The 14840-nt window shown below is 60.3% G+C and carries 12 protein-coding genes; 2 read left to right on the forward strand and 10 right to left on the reverse strand.

All coding sequences use genetic code 11. The features are described 5' to 3' along the window. Positions 1-139 precede the first annotated feature (139 nt). From NKJ90_RS05705 to NKJ90_RS05745, 9 genes are all read right to left on the reverse strand, one after another. A complete protein-coding gene (locus tag NKJ90_RS05705; protein WP_023761507.1) occupies positions 140-1606 on the reverse strand; it encodes a lipopolysaccharide biosynthesis protein in 1467 nt (488 codons plus the stop codon). After that, complete coding sequence (locus NKJ90_RS05710) at positions 1603-2772, reverse strand: glycosyltransferase (protein ID WP_023761506.1); 1170 nt, start codon at positions 2770-2772, stop codon at positions 1603-1605. The genes NKJ90_RS05705 and NKJ90_RS05710 overlap by 4 nt, the downstream gene beginning before the upstream one ends. Before the next feature lie 294 nt (positions 2773-3066). Then, the gene (locus tag NKJ90_RS05715) at positions 3067-4317 is read right to left on the reverse strand and encodes a glycosyltransferase (protein ID WP_023761505.1); all 1251 of its coding nucleotides are present in this window, start codon (positions 4315-4317) and stop codon (positions 3067-3069) included. 237 nt (positions 4318-4554) lie between these two features. Next, positions 4555-5634 (reverse strand): glycosyltransferase, encoded by a 1080-nt coding sequence (locus NKJ90_RS05720; protein ID WP_023761504.1) that lies wholly within the window; start codon positions 5632-5634, stop codon positions 4555-4557. A 31-nt stretch (positions 5635-5665) separates the two neighbouring features. Beyond that, the gene (locus tag NKJ90_RS05725; RefSeq protein WP_023761503.1) at positions 5666-6997 is read right to left on the reverse strand and encodes a UDP-glucose dehydrogenase family protein; all 1332 of its coding nucleotides are present in this window, start codon (positions 6995-6997) and stop codon (positions 5666-5668) included. 67 nt (positions 6998-7064) lie between these two features. Then, positions 7065-7928: an endo-1,3-1,4-beta-glycanase ExoK gene (gene exoK, locus NKJ90_RS05730; RefSeq protein WP_023761502.1), complete on the reverse strand. Its 864-nt coding sequence runs from the start codon at positions 7926-7928 to the stop codon at positions 7065-7067. A gap of 151 nt (positions 7929-8079) precedes the next feature. Beyond that, complete coding sequence (locus NKJ90_RS05735) at positions 8080-8475, reverse strand: hypothetical protein (RefSeq protein ID WP_023761501.1); 396 nt, start codon at positions 8473-8475, stop codon at positions 8080-8082. Between the two features lie 290 nt (positions 8476-8765). After that, a complete protein-coding gene (locus tag NKJ90_RS05740; RefSeq protein WP_023761500.1) occupies positions 8766-9788 on the reverse strand; it encodes a glycosyltransferase in 1023 nt (340 codons plus the stop codon). A gap of 611 nt (positions 9789-10399) precedes the next feature. Next, positions 10400-10672 carry an exopolysaccharide production repressor protein gene (locus NKJ90_RS05745; protein ID WP_023761498.1) on the reverse strand — a complete coding sequence of 91 codons (273 nt, stop codon included), beginning with the start codon at positions 10670-10672 and terminating at the stop codon, positions 10400-10402. 551 nt (positions 10673-11223) lie between these two features. Between NKJ90_RS05745 and NKJ90_RS05750 the strand changes: the two genes are divergently transcribed. Next, positions 11224-11901, forward strand: a complete 678-nt coding sequence (locus tag NKJ90_RS05750; protein WP_023761497.1) for a sugar transferase — start codon at positions 11224-11226, stop codon at positions 11899-11901. A 100-nt stretch (positions 11902-12001) separates the two neighbouring features. Then, a complete protein-coding gene (locus tag NKJ90_RS05755; RefSeq protein ID WP_031260783.1) occupies positions 12002-13270 on the forward strand; it encodes a polysaccharide biosynthesis/export family protein in 1269 nt (422 codons plus the stop codon). A gap of 183 nt (positions 13271-13453) precedes the next feature. Here NKJ90_RS05755 and NKJ90_RS05760 read toward each other — a convergent pair whose 3' ends face one another. Beyond that, positions 13454-14767: an O-antigen ligase family protein gene (locus tag NKJ90_RS05760; RefSeq protein WP_023761495.1), complete on the reverse strand. Its 1314-nt coding sequence runs from the start codon at positions 14765-14767 to the stop codon at positions 13454-13456. Positions 14768-14840 lie beyond the last annotated feature (73 nt).

The raw sequence follows: 14840 nt of genomic DNA on the forward strand, positions 1-14840 counted from the left end.
TGAAGAAGCGGGCGAAAAGCTCGGCAGATTTGCAGCAAACCTCAACCTCTATCGCCAGACCAGCCTTCAGGCCGTGCTTGAGGAGCATGCCTCGGCGATGTCGGCCACAAACCTGCTGGCACCGTTGATCGACGGTCACTCAGCGGATGTTGCGCGCGGCGTTGGACAGGGTGGTGAACAACGCGCGGCGCGACTGGGCGACCGCAAGCATGAGAATGAGACCGATCCCGTAATTGAGAGCAATCGCGAGAAAGACCGCGAGCAGGTCTGACTGTCCGGTCAGCGACGCCGGCAACCACGAGTACGCGTGCCAGGCGAGCAGGGACGAGGCAATGAAAAGCCCCTGCATGACCAGAAAGTCGGCGGCTGTGACGGGACCGACTCGATGGACCAGCACGGCAAGCACGGGAACGCGCAGCACGTAACCGCTGATGGCATAGGCCGCGGCAACGCCGACGGCACCCCAGTGCAGGCCGACGATGAAGGCGGCTACGGTCGTCAGTGACGAATAGATGCCCCAGTGGAACATGGTCTTCGTCTTGCCCTGACAGATGAATATCCAGCCTGTGGTGCTTGAAACGGACTGGACCAGGCTAGCGATGCCCAGCCAGGCGAAAATCGGCGCCACCGGCGCCCAACCCTGGCCGAAGAGAAGCGCCACGACCTGATCGGAGGTCATCGTCAGCGCCGCGATGCCGGGCATGGTAACGGCAGCCAGCATCCAGTTGGTCCGCACGTAGATGTCGCGAAATCGAGCCTTGTCCTCATGGATGCGGCTTAGCAGAGGCACCATCACGCGCGTCAGCGGCTGGTTGATGTTCTGCAGCGGGAACAGCAGGAGCTTATAGGCGCGGTCGTAATAGCCGAGCTCGATCGCGCCGGAATATTTTCCGATGAGAATGTTATCGAGATTGCGCGAGAAGAAGTTGGCAAGATTGAAGCCCGTCAGATTGGCGCCGAACGACAATATGTCGGCATCGACTTTCAAATCCGGGCGAAGCGGCTTCCACCGCGCCACCCGCCACGCGGCCGCCAATGCGACAACCGCTGAAACAGCCGGGCCGATGACCAGCGACCAGTAGCCAAGCCCCGCATAGGCTGCGACCGCAGCGGCCAGAAGTCCGGCGGCGGCACTTATCACATCATTCACGGCGAGCTGGCCGAATTGCAGGTGGCGATTCATCAATGCCAGCGGCACCGCGGCAAGACTGCCGAGGAGCAGCGGCAAGGCGGAGCCAAGGGTAATGCCGGACATGCGCTGATCGCCGTAGAAAGCGGCAATCGCGGGCGCCATGCCGGCCACTACCACGGCACTGCCCAGCCCGACGAGCGCACTGATCCAGAAAACCTGGTTGAGCTGCTGGTCGCTGATGTCCTTGCGCTGAACCACAGCCTGCTGGAGGCCCAGGTTTTGAAGCAAACCAACAAAGGCCACGATCGGCCCGACGGAAGCCACCAGGCCGAAATCCTCGGGAACGAGCAGACGGGCGAGCACGATGACGGAGAGAAACTGGATCGCCATCTTGAAGCCCTGCGCACCGATCGTTACCAACCCGCCACGAAGGGCGACACGACCAAAATGAGGGGGCGGCGGATTGACATTCATGAACCGACCCTCGTTTCGCCAAGCTGCTCGGCGATCTGTGCGAAACGTTCGTTCAGCACATCTGCGTTGAAGTCCGCCTCGATCTTCTTGCGCGCGGCGAGGGCAATTTGCTCGCAGGGCTTCGGATTCTCGGCGATCCAGGCAAGTTTGCAAGTCAGCGCCGCGACGTCTCGCTCGGGAGCCAGAAAACCTGTCTTTTGATCCTCGATCAGTTCGGGAATCCCCGAGTGATATGTGCTGACCACCGTCAGGCCGGCGGCCATAGCCTCCATCAGTGAAACCGGAATGCCTTCCAGATCGCCATCGCGCGCAGTGACGCTAGGCAGCAGGAACACATGGGCATTGCGCAGACGCTGCTTCACTTCGCTGTGCGGACGCGGGCCAAGAAAAGTCACCCTGTCGGCGATGCCGAGATTTGCGGCGATCCCCTTCAGCTCCTCCAGAAGTTCTCCGCCTCCGATCACCGAATAGACCCAATTGCGCCGCGGCAGGCTGGCGAGCGCGCGAAGCGCATATTCGATGCCCTTTTTTTCTGTCAGGCGGCAGACCGAGATGAAAGATAGCGTGGCTTGCTCCCATGAACGCCACCGATAGCCGATCTCGCTCGGCCGCACGCCCATATGGTGAACCATAACCTGCGTCGGCGGTGCACCAACGTCGATCAAGGCATCGCGGAAAAACGCATTCACCGGCAGTTGAAGAGCGCCCTTCTCGAACACAATCTTGTAGCGCGAGAGTGTATCGTCATGCAGCGGCTCGCCGACATCGCGGCCATGAAATATCGTCATAAGGGGAGCGGAAATCCTGCCTCGTTTAATAGCGCGGGCCACGCGCATGCCGTTGTTGCCAAAATGGGCGACGATCACGTCGGCATTCTGCAACCTATGCGCATGAGCAATGTCGATGGCGGTCGAGAGTTTATCCCAGAACCTGCCAGACCACTTCCTGAGCAGTGGGCGATAGCGAGCTAGGCGACCCCACCAGCATACGACCTTTCCCGGCAGCGCGTGCCAGCGCGAATCGTCGATATTGGCGTCCTTGCCAAAGGACATCTCATTGCAGACGACTCCGACTTCCATGCCGCGCTCAAGGCACCCGGCTATCTGGTCGAGAACGAACGTCTCCGACAATGAGGGGAACTTGTCGACTACGAAGCAAATCTTCATCGGCAGGATGCATTCATGCGAATACCGATCAAGCAGCCCGTTGTGAACCGCCCGGCATGGGGACCGGCAGGGGGCACGGAAACCTCGCAAGGTGGCTGCAGGTCAACCGCACTGGGAGCCGGTGCGCGCCCGACGACGGCCGGGCCGAAAACATCGTGCCCAAGGCACGAGACATGCAGCATAGAATTCTACCGCTGTTGGCCACCCGGGACGGACATTAGTACAGGCTTTGCTGCACTGCAACATTTTTGGTGCGGCGGAGCAAGATTTCCGGCAATTTGGCGTGTCTGACGATCAACCACCAAGGCCCGCAGATGAAGGACTCGCCAGGACCTCGGCAGCGCCGGCATGCTTGGCGGGTTCAGGTGCAGAGGCCGGCGTGGCCAGTTGGGCAACCATTTGTGCAAAACGTTCATTCAGAACATCGGCGTTGAAGTCGTCCTCGACCTTGCGGCGCGCGGCAACTGCGATGCGTTCGCATTCCTGCGGATGTTCGGCTGCCCAGGCAAGCTTGGCGGCAAGCACTGAAACGTCTCGCTCGGGTGCAAGCAACCCTGTCTCCTGATCCTCGATGAGCTCTGGGATTCCCGAGTGATGCGTGCTGACCGCAATCAATCCGGCGGCCATGGCCTCCATGAGCGCGACCGGAATGCCTTCCATGTCCCCGTCGCTGGCGGTGACGCTTGGAAGCAAGAAGAGATGCGCCGTGCGAAGCCGTCTTTTCACCTCCATGTGGGGGAGGCTGCCAAGGAATGTTACGCGACCCGCCAAGCCCAATTCCACAGCCAGCTGCTCCAAACCAACCCGCAATGGACCGTCGCCGACAATATCGTAGCGCCAGTCTATCTCAGGATGGGACGCTGCCAGAGAGGCAAGGGCGCGCAAGGCGAACTCGACGCCTTTCTTCTCCACCAGGCGACAAACCGTCGTCACGATCAGCTGGGTTCCTTCCCACGATTCCCAGCGATAGCTGATTTCGCGGGGATCGATTCCCATGTGATGGACCGTTGTGCTTGCCTGAGACGCACCGGCTTCCAGCAACATCCTGCGGAAGAAATCGTTGACCGGCAGGTTCAAGCTGCCGTGCTTGATTAGCCCAGCGTATTGCGTCGCAAGTACTGCCTGCCGCGCGGGGATCGCGACATCCGCGCCGTGAAAGATGGTTATGATAGGCGGTTTGAGGGCCTTCCATTTCTTCAGCGCCGCCGCTCTTTCCCCGTTCTGTCCGAAGTGAGCGACAATCACGTCACAGTGGTTCAGGCGGCGTGCGAAAACCATATCAAGGGCGGTCGACGCCTTGTATCGCAGGCGCGGCGGCAGCCGGCGTACAAATTCGCTGATTCCAGCGGCCCATCTCCACCAATGTTGGGTTCTGGCGAGCAGCGTCGCCATCGGCTCCATTTGCCGGTCTATCCGATCGTCGCCTTTCGTCCTGTCGCAGACGACCTCAACATCGAAGCCCCGCGCCAGCAGCCCAGCCATCTGGTCCACGACGAAGGTTTCTGAAAGCAGAGGGAATCCGCCGACGACAAAGCCCACACGCATAGCCCGCCTGCAAGGTTGGGGCTTGCCCTAGACCCCAAGCGGTCCGCGTTGCGCCAGCCCTAATGTATGCGGGCAGAATACACGTTGATTGCTGCATTGCCACAGGAATATTGCACTGCAGCATTTGAATCGACTGCCCGCGGATGGCTGGGCCTGGAACTGGCTCAGGGGCGTTATGCGACTGCAGTCGCCCGGCAGCGTAGGGCGCCAGGTAAATCGATTCCAACGCACAGCGTCTTAGGCAGCCCGCTCCAGGCCGACACGCCGAGCGCTGTCGAGAACGTCCATGAACGTAGCGAACTGACGGTCCGGGTTCATTTGCGGTCGCTCTGAAAACTGAGTCGCCGCCGCCGATAGACGCTTGTACTCGGCCTCGTCGCTCCACAGCCGTCTGACGGCCGAGACCCAGTCGGCAAGCGGTGCGTCGTAGTCCAGCACCACGCCGCCGGAGCCGATCGCTTCCGGCAGACCGCCGCGACGTGAGCCGACCACGGGAATGCCGCTGCAATGCGCTTCCGAGGCTACCCTGCCCCAGGCCTCTTCCCATTTGCTGGGTGCAAGCAGGATCTTCGTGCGGCCGTAGACCGTCTTCATGTCACTGGTGCGGCCTTCCAGCTTGACGTTTTGCAATGGAGAAATCGTCGCTTCGATCCGGGCCCGATGATCGTCATCGAGCTTCCAGCTTTCGACGAACAGGAATGGGATCTCAGGACAGGCGGCGGCAATGCGGACTGCAAGGTCGAAGCCTTTTTCCTCATAGGGATTGATGAGCGTGACAAATTCACCGGTCGTCGGTGTGCAGTAGAACGCGGGATTGATGGTCGGCGGAATGACCGTCGAATCGATATCGAATTTTGCCTTGTAGGTGCGCGCCGTGAACTCGGAATTGGCGATATAGAGCGCCGAATGCAGGTCGCGCAGGTCGCCGGCCAGTTCGCGGAATTCGACATTCCTCAGATAGACGACGACGGGCACGCCTTCGGCCTGCAGTGCCCTGCCGATCGGAACCGAGTTGTGGCATTGCACCACGGCAACATCCGGCCTCAGCTTTTCGACCGCAAAGCCGACCGCTTCCCAGGGAAACCATGCCCGCACCACCGGATAGCCCGGGAAAGTGTCGATGACGGCGCGCTGACGAAGGAGCTTCATCTTGGCGCGCGCCCTGAAGCCGAACATGCCATCGCCGAACAGCGCCGCCAGAACGGAAGCATCATGACCGTTCTCGCGCAATTGTTCCACCAGATGGTGGGTGCTCGACTGCACGCCGCCGCTGAATTGCGGCGTGTAGCCGCTGCCGCCTGCAAACAGAACTTTCATGGACCTGGCTCCTTGTTGTGCCGCCCTCCCGTCACGCCGCCATTCTGCCGATCGAGTGATATTCGATGCCATGGCGGGCGATGACCTTGGGGTCATAGAGGTTGCGGCCGTCGAAGATGATCGGTGTGGTCAGTGCATCTCGCAGCGCGTCGAAGGACGGCGCGCGGAAACTCTTCCATTCGGTGGCGATCAGCAGCGCATCGGCGCCGCGCAGTGCCGCCTCCTTGGTGCCGCACAGAAGCAGGTCGTCGCGCAGCCCGTAGATGGCCTGGCATTCCTGCATCGCCTCGGGATCATAGGCTTGCACATTGGCGCCGGCCTTCCACAGCGCTTCCATCAGCGTGCGCGCCGGAGCCTCGCGCATGTCGTCGGTGTCGGGCTTGAAGGCGAGACCCCACAGCGCAAAGGTCCTGCCCTTGAGGTTGCCCTTGAAATAGCGGTCCACCTTGTCGAAGAGAACCGATTTCTGTGCGTTGTTGCGCTCCTCGACCGCGCGCAGCAGCTTGGCATCGAACTGGACGCCTTCGGCGGTCTTGATCAGCGCGCGCACGTCCTTTGGGAAGCAGGAGCCGCCATAACCAAGACCCGGATAGATGAAATGGTAGCCGATGCGCGGATCGCTGCCGATGCCCTTGCGGACCTCCTCGATGTCGGCGCCGAGCTGCTCGGCCAAATTGGCCATCTCGTTCATGAAGCTGATCTTGGTCGCCAGCATGCAATTGGCGGCATATTTGGTGAATTCGGCGCTGCGCACGTCCATCACGATCATCTTCTCGTGGTTGCGGTTGAACGGCGCATAGAGTTCGCGCATCACCGCCTCGGTGTCCTCGCTGCCGGTGCCGACGATGATCCGATCCGGCTTCATGCAGTCGGCGACCGCGGACCCTTCCTTGAGGAATTCCGGGTTGGAAGCGACATCGAAGGTCAGATCCTCGCGGCCTCGCTTCTTCAGCGTTTCGGCGATCCTGGCCTTGACCTTTTCGCAGGTGCCGACCGGCACCGTCGACTTGCCGACGACGATCTTGGATTTGTCCATCTCGCGGCCGATGGTCTCGGCGACGGCCAGCACATATTTGAGGTCGGCCGAGCCGTCCTCGCCGGGCGGCGTGCCGACCGCGATCATCTGAATCTCGCCATGCCTGACGGCAGCGGCGGCATCGGTGGTGAACTTGATTCGGCCGGCGGCGTGGTTCTCCCTGACGAGGCTTTCCAGTCCAGGTTCGAAGATGGGAACCAGGCCCTGATTGAGCCGCTCGACCTTGGCGGCGTCTATGTCGACGCACACCACCTGGTGCCCGACTTCGGCAAGTACCGCCGCCTGTACGAGGCCAACATAGCCAATTCCAAACACCGTCAAATTCATTCGGTTTCGTTCCCATGCAAGGCAGCGGGCCGTTTTCGGCCCGGCCAGTTCAACACGACTTTCCCAACTACTTTACACTGCATGCCAGCGATTCCGGAAATTGACAGGGGTCACCCTGGGCCGTGAATGCGACGCGGTCGATTTGCAGCGAAAGTTTGCGGCCCGGATCCGTGAAAGCGCCCATCCAGCCGGTCATCGTATCGCTGCCCCAGAAGCTGAAGAATATCTTCTGCGCATGGGTCGGCAATTTCGCCGGATCGGTGATGGTGTTGACCAGTTGACCATTCACGTACCAGCGCAAACTGTCCTTGTGCCAGACGAAGGCGTAATCGTTAAAAGCACTCTCGGTGCCACCCGGCACGTCGACCAGCTTCTCGTTCTTGCCCTTGCCCGCAATATAGGCGTTGACCTGCACCTTGGAAGTGTTCTTGGTCAGGACCTCGAAATCGATCTCATCCCAAGGCTGCTTGTCGGATGGACCGATATAGGAGAAGAACGCCGCATTGAGGCCGGAGCCGGTATCAGTCTTCATCCGCGCCTCGTAGGTGCCGTAGCCGAAACGCTGCTTGGTCTGGACCTCGCCGCAGGCAAACTCACGGTTTTTCAGTTGCTGCTTCTCGAAGCCCAGCGACAGCACCCCGTCCGAAAGGCTGACCTGTCGCTTCGACCAGGTGCAATTCTGATGGCTGCCATTGCTCCAGCCGTCGGAAACATACCAGCGAGCACGATCGAAGCTTTTGAAATCGTCGACAAAGGACGGCGATGTCGGAATGTCCTGCGCATAGGAGGGGGTTACCAGGAAACTTCCAAGAGCAGCCAGCAGCAAGGCACTGAGCGAACGCAATCGCCGCCGGCTGGCTTGCGCGGTCCGCTGTGCGAGCGGCGGTGCGCCAAATGCTGTCGTGGACGTAGGTTTCGGATCCGAATTCATATCAAACTCACCTTTGCGCTGCGCGTCCCCAACCCAAAGTCGACGTTCGAACCGCTCCTGAAACGGGCAACCTTGACCTGCTTTTGTGACCCTCCCGAATTGCTTTTCCTGCCTTGCATCAAATCCGTTGAACAGTTCCGAGCCGTCACCATCAACCTCTGCTGGCGCCTGCGGGCCTGGCGACTTTGGCCGCAATTTCCGAGCCGGCATTGTCATCGAAGACCATATGCAGCGAATGACGGAGGTCTTTCATCATGCCGTCCTGGCGCGACAGCGCCGCGATGCGGCGTTCGCAATTCAGGATCGACTGCGTCAGCGCGCTGACTTCCGAAGACCGCTTGTCGGAGGCGGAGCCATTTTCCATCGCTTCGATCAGGAAGGCGGCATTGGTCGCCTTGGTCCGGTAGCGATTCTCAAGCCCGGCTTTCTCGGACTCGATCTCGGCCGCGATCTGCTCGAACAGCTTTGCCAGGCGATCAAGGCGCGAAACGTCGGTCTGCCGGTCGCGGGCCGGATCCCTTGATCTGAAACCGAATATCGAGGCCATGAACTCAGATTCCCGTTATCGCCGGCTTTTGGGCCGGGCTTCTGGCCGATCCCCGCAGCCGGGGCTCAGAAAACTCGTGTCGCATTGTCCTGCTCCAATCAAGGAGACATCAGACCAATCCGATCGGGGGCCAGTTCGGCTGGTCATCCAATTTGCTGCACCGCACCATAGACTGCCATCGTCGGAGCCGACAGGCAACCACCCAATTCGTAAACTCATAAATCCGGCCGAAATGGTTTGCGTGATGAACGTGCCCTCGGTGAATAGATCGCGCCTGATCGGCGCCGCTGTCAACGTTGCTCGCCCATGCTGGTTCCGGCCATCAGAAAACGCAGCGGCGGCACGTGCTTCTGCCTGGACACGAGGCCAACACGGCGAAACAGCGCCTCAAGCTTGTCGGAAGCGACGCCCTGCACGATAGGAACGAGGTTGGATTGGCTTGATAAGGCGTAGGCAGCGGCCGATGCCAGCCCCCGCTCGGCCTTGACGTCGAGGAAATTGCGCAGCCGGTACTTGTCGCGCACGTGCCGCTCATGCCGCCGCAGCACCGCTTTCGAGCCTTCCGGCAGGGTGTCGATCGCCAGCAGCGCCAGGTCCGCATCGGCCAGACGCTTCAGATCCTGCGTCTTGTGGCGGCCGCTCAGCGAATCGGCGCGGACGATGGCGCCGTAGCCGCAGGAGCGAATGACCTTGAACCGCGCCCCACGGGCGACCGCGCGGGCGTAGAGTTCATAGTCCTCGCCCAGCCGCAGGCCCTCGTCGTAGCGCAAGCCATGGCGGTCGAGGAAGGCGCGGCTGATCACCGGCTTCAAAAAGCCCAGTTCACCCCTTTGCACGCGGCGTCTGGAGATGTTGCCTTCGACGAAGCGCTCGAAATCGAGGAATTCCGGATCGGCGGCAAACTGCGGCGCGACGATTTTCGTCGCATCGCCTGTCGCGTCATCCCTGATCAGCATGATGTTGTCTGCCGCGAAATCCCAATCGGCGCCGGCGAACAGGTTGCGAAATCGGCCTTCAAGGAAAAAATCGTCGGCATCAAGAATGCTGATGAACGGCGATTTCGAGCCGGCGATGGCTGCGTTGCGGGCAAAGGAGGGGCCGCGATTGATATCGAGGCGCATCACCTTGAGCCGCCCGCTACCATCGTCTGCGGATCGCGCGACATCAGCGGTGTCGTCGGTGGATGCGTCATCGACGACGACGACCTCCGCCACTTCCGCCTCACGCAACGCGGACGCGATAGCGACAGCGATCGTCGCTGCCGCGTTTCTTGCCGCGATGATCACGCAGACCTCGGATTTCGTCATCGACATGGATTTGCCTCTCGTACAGGTGATATCGCTTTGCCCTCGCCCCGTACTTGCCGTCGCCGCGAGTCATATGCTGTTCGCCGAGGAAGCGGACCAAGGCGTAGGCACGTCGCCGGAGTCGGCGTCCGGCCCGGCGAAAGCAGGCCTGCACACAGGCCACCTCGTCGTCACAGTCGGCGGCGCGCAATCCTTCGTATGAACCATCCGGCAAGGCCACTTTGGCGCACAGTCTCCCAAAGAAAGCGGTTGCGCGACGCGTATGCTGCAGTTGCGAAGCAAGCATCACCAAAAACCTCGATGCCGTAAAGCCCTTCCTTTTGCAGTGCGGAATTCTGCAGCCAGAGCGTTACCGAGATCGCCTGCCCTACGCACAAGGAATCGGCTCAAAAGATCTCGGGGTTTGGGCGTGGCTCACATGGGGTGACGCCGACAAACCTGCAATTGATCGACAGATGATAAACAGCCTTGACCCATAAAAGGCTACCATGCGGCCGTATCGCCGAAGCCAATATCAGCGGCTGAAGAAAAACCGGCAGCCGGTCGTCGAGGATGCCGTCGGGGGGAACAGCCGGAGAGCGAACCCGCCAACGTGGCGTAAGGCTGATAAGCCGCGACTAGTGCAGGCCGCGCCTTGCGCTCAGCTTCTCGCCTTCGGCAACTTCGGGCGCATTCAGTTTTCGCTCAGCGTCACGAGCCATGTCGGCCGGCGTCGGCGGGCTCCTGGCGATCATGGCATAGACGAGCACGAAGTAACCCGCCTGGATGACAACCGCGCAGATGATGACGCGCACCAGTATTGTGCCTATCGATGCGCCGCCCAGCCAGGACCAGCCGGCCACGATAGCCAGAGCGAAAATCATCCCGAGGATGAATTTTGGAAGTGCCATACCCAACAGCCCATAAACCGGCTCGGGTACATATAACGTTTTGCCCCACCCGAGCGCCGTCCCTTGTCATGTGGGCTTGTTAAGGTCGCCCTTAATTTGCAATTCTATTAAGACGAGCAGTAGGCGGCAAGGGCAACTCCGGATATTTTTCATCGGGCTTTTGCGATCGACTCCGCCATGCTGCAACGCACGCAACGAGATTCAAGCCGATCTCCCGCCATCAGCATTTTTCAGTAGAATAGCCAATATTGAGTAGTATTTTAGATGGTTTTGTCCAAGCACCGCCTAGCGCTAAAGCACTAACATGCGCCGCACCTTGGTCGGCAGGTAGGCTTGCCTAAAAACCGCCCTACAAATGTCGGTATTTTTCCGACTATGCCCATTTCTTGTCACAAATGGGCTAAGTACGCCGAAATTTGTGCATGACTAGCTTATTATTTGGTCAATTCATGACGCGACTATTTCAATGCGGTTGGAAATTGTGTGTTGCGCTGCAACATTTTTTTGGTATCTTGCCGCGAACCATTCGTTCAACGCATGGAGTTTATGGCATGAGGGATGTTGCCAAGTCGGCCACAGCGGGCTTTTCGCAGGCTGACATCGATTTTCCGCCGCCGATCGGCGGCCTGCTCAAACGCAGTTTCGACATTACCGGTTCACTGATTGGCTTGATCGCTCTCAGCCCACTGTTCGTCATGATAGCGCTGCTCGTCAAGTTTTCCGACGGCGGCTCGATCTTCTACGGCCACAGGCGAATCGGGCGCGGCGGGCGGATTTTTTCGTGCCTGAAGTTCCGCACCATGGTTCCGGACGGCGACAAGGTGCTGGCGGCCTATCTCGCCACCAACCCGGACGCCAACGCCGAGTGGATCGCGACCCGCAAGCTGAAGAACGACCCGCGCGTCACCCGTGTCGGAGCCGTACTGAGGAAACTCAGCCTGGATGAACTGCCGCAGATCATCAACATCCTGCAGGGCGACATGAGCCTAGTCGGCCCTCGTCCGGTCGTGCGCGACGAGCTGGAAATCTATGGCACGTCAGCGGTCTACTACCTGAAATCTCGCCCGGGCCTGACCGGCCTGTGGCAGGTCAGCGGGCGCAACGATGTGTCCTATGACAGCCGCGTCGCCTTCGACCGCCACTATGTCGAGAACTGGTCGCTGTTCGAGGACGTTCGCATCATCATCAAGACCGTCCCGGCCGTCTGGATGTCGCGCGGCTCTTACTGACCGGCCGGTGGCCAACGCCAGATATTGGCGCCGGCCATTCGACGCAAGCTCATCGGGCGATGGGGCTAAAGCGGATCGGAATGTTCAGTTGAAAAAAGATATGTTCGAAGCCCTTCGCAGCAGCCCGGTTTCCGGCCGCCTGCGGCGGGCGCGTTTGCTGGCCACATGCCTCGCCATGTCGCTCGTCGTCCCCCACATCGCCGTCGCAGGCGACTACCGCCTCGGCTCGCAGGACAAACTCACCATTCGAGTTGCCGAATGGCAGACCGTGGAAGGCACGTTTCGTGACTGGTCGGCGGTGAATGGCGAGTACACGGTCGGTCCATCGGGCACGCTGTCGGTGCCGTTCGTCGGCGAAGTGCCGGCAGCAGGCAAGACCACGTCCGAAATCGCAACGACGATCGGTGAGGCGCTGCAACGCAAGCTCGCTCTGTCGGATAGGCCGGAAGCCTCGGTCGAAATGGCGCAGTTCCGGCCATTCTACATTTCGGGCGAAGTACAGAACCCCGGCAAATTTCCTTATGTGCCCGACCTGACAGTGTTGCAGGCGATCAGCGTCGCCGGTGGCATCAGGCGAAACCCCGACTATGGTCCTCAGCTAGGCAAGGATCTGGTCACAGCCAAGGGTAACTTCGATATCTCTGACGACTTGCGCATTCGGCTAATCGTCAAGCGCGCCCGCATCGACGCGGACATGACCGGCAAGACAAGTTTCGACGTACCGAAGGAGGTCGAGGGCGATCCGAGACTGCCAGCCATCGTCGCCGACGAGATGACGATCCTGACGGCCGACCAAAAAGCGCTAAAGCTGAAACTCGAGGCGCTCGACGAGCTGAAGAGGGTTCTACAGTCCGAGATCGAATCCCTGCAGAAGAAGATCGTCAACCAGCAGCAGCAGGTCGATCTGGCGCAGCAGCAACTCACCAGCATCGGCCCGCTGGCGCAGAAAGGCCTGATCGCCAACGCCCGACTGCTGGATTCGCGCCAAAACGTTGCCGATCTGCAGGGCAAGATCCTGGACTACGAAACGGCCATCCTCACCGCCAAACAGGCGATCAGCAAGGCTACGCAGGATGCCATCGATGCCCAGAATACCTTGAGTTCAAGGCTCGCCACCGACCGGCAGCAGACCGAAGCCGAGCTGAACGAGGCGGCGCTGAAGGCGAATATGCAGAAAGGCCTGATCGCCCAGGCAACCGATCCTGCCACGACGGCGGCCGCCAGTGCTACCAACGAAGAGCCTACCCTGCTCTACACACTGGTGAGAATCGTCGACGGCAAGACCAGCGAAATTGCCGCGAAGGAAGATACGCCGGTGCTGCCTGGCGATGTGATCAAGGTCAAGCTGGCGCCGCTGGCCAGCCAATAGACGCGCCGGCACCGCATACCATCCAGTGTTTCGACCCATTTCAATGGGTTGGGACGTGTCTCAATTCTGAAAATTTGAAATCAGCGTTGGGCGGCTTGATGTTGGCCGAGCCGTGGCAATGCGCATGACCTGGACGGCACTGCCGATTTTACGAGCGCCTGCTTCAACCTGCGAGCCGGTGGGTCATGACGGATCGGCGGCCGCCGGACGGCCGGCATGCCGGGGCCAATCGGCCTCTCCCCTGGCCTCTGCCTGCTGCTGCAGGGCCTGCGCCCGTCGCGTGCGGGTAACGGGCACTCGCGCCAGCTTGAAGAAGCTGAAATACATCAGGAAAGAGCCCATGATGTAGGGATTGAGTATCTCGACCTCGACGAAGGAGCGGATCAGCAGCAGCACCATCACGCCGGCGAGGATCACCGAATCCGCCTGCCATGTCCTGAAGATCACAGCGGCAATGTGGCCGTAGAGCGTGCGCAGCATGATCAGCGATACCAGCGTCGCCCCGACGAAGCCAAGTTCGACGAGGGCTTCGATATAGGTGTTGTGGAAGTGGAACCCGGTGCGTGTGGTGATGTAGAATTCGTTCCACAGCCGCTCGGCTTCGGCGAAACCCTGCACCCAATAGGCGGCATAGCCAACACCGAGAATTGGCGATTTCTGCACGGCATTCCAGCCCTGTTCCCACAGATAGGTCCGCCCGGTCAACGTTGAATCCTTGCCGAAGATGCCGAGGACGAAGTCCATCAGCCCGAGATTCAAGGCGACAAAGGCAACCACGACCAGCAGCCCGGCGCCGATCAGGAAGATCACGCGGCGATAGCGCCGTGACAAAAGTTTGCTCATCGCAAGAAGCGCCACCAGCGCCAGAACCGCCGGGATCGAGGCCATCGAGGTGGCGGAATGCGAGACGATGAGCACATAGGCCGACAGCAGCACGACGGGCGCCGTCAGGATGAGGCTCAGCCGGCCGCGCCTGTAAAAGGCGAGGAAGACGGCGCAGAAATAGATGCCGAGCGAACCGACAAAGCCTATCTGGTTCTTGGAAGCGAAGGCGCCGACAAAGTTGACAGTGCCATCCAGAACGTCCTCGGAATAATTCGCGACCTTCAGCGAATAGATGAGGACGACGAATATCCCGACCAGAGCACCTATGGTCAGCGTGCGCACGCTGACGGTGCGCGCAGCGACATAGGCGCAGGCTATATGGGAAAAATACTGGACGGCCGTTCTCGCCGTGACGCCGGGCGCCTGCGACCAGACGACGGAGGAGCAGACATAGGCCGCAAACAGCAACGGCAGCCAGGCGCTGGACAGTTGGCGCATAAACCGCCGGTAATCGACCAGGATGAGCGGAAGCCAGACCGCATAATAGGCGAGAATCAGCACCTGGCCGAAAATGACGGAGTAGGAAAATGCCCAGATCGACACGGCCACGGCAAAGGCGCCATAGACCGAGTTTTTCTCGGGATCGATCAGCAACGACTTTGGAATCTTCATCTCAGAGTCCCGCCGGCACGACCCACGGCCGGCAAGCCATGAGCCGGCCGGAATTTTCGTAAACATGGGCGTG

This window comes from Mesorhizobium sp. M0051 (genome assembly GCF_040323235.1).
Taxonomy (GTDB): domain Bacteria; phylum Pseudomonadota; class Alphaproteobacteria; order Rhizobiales; family Rhizobiaceae; genus Mesorhizobium.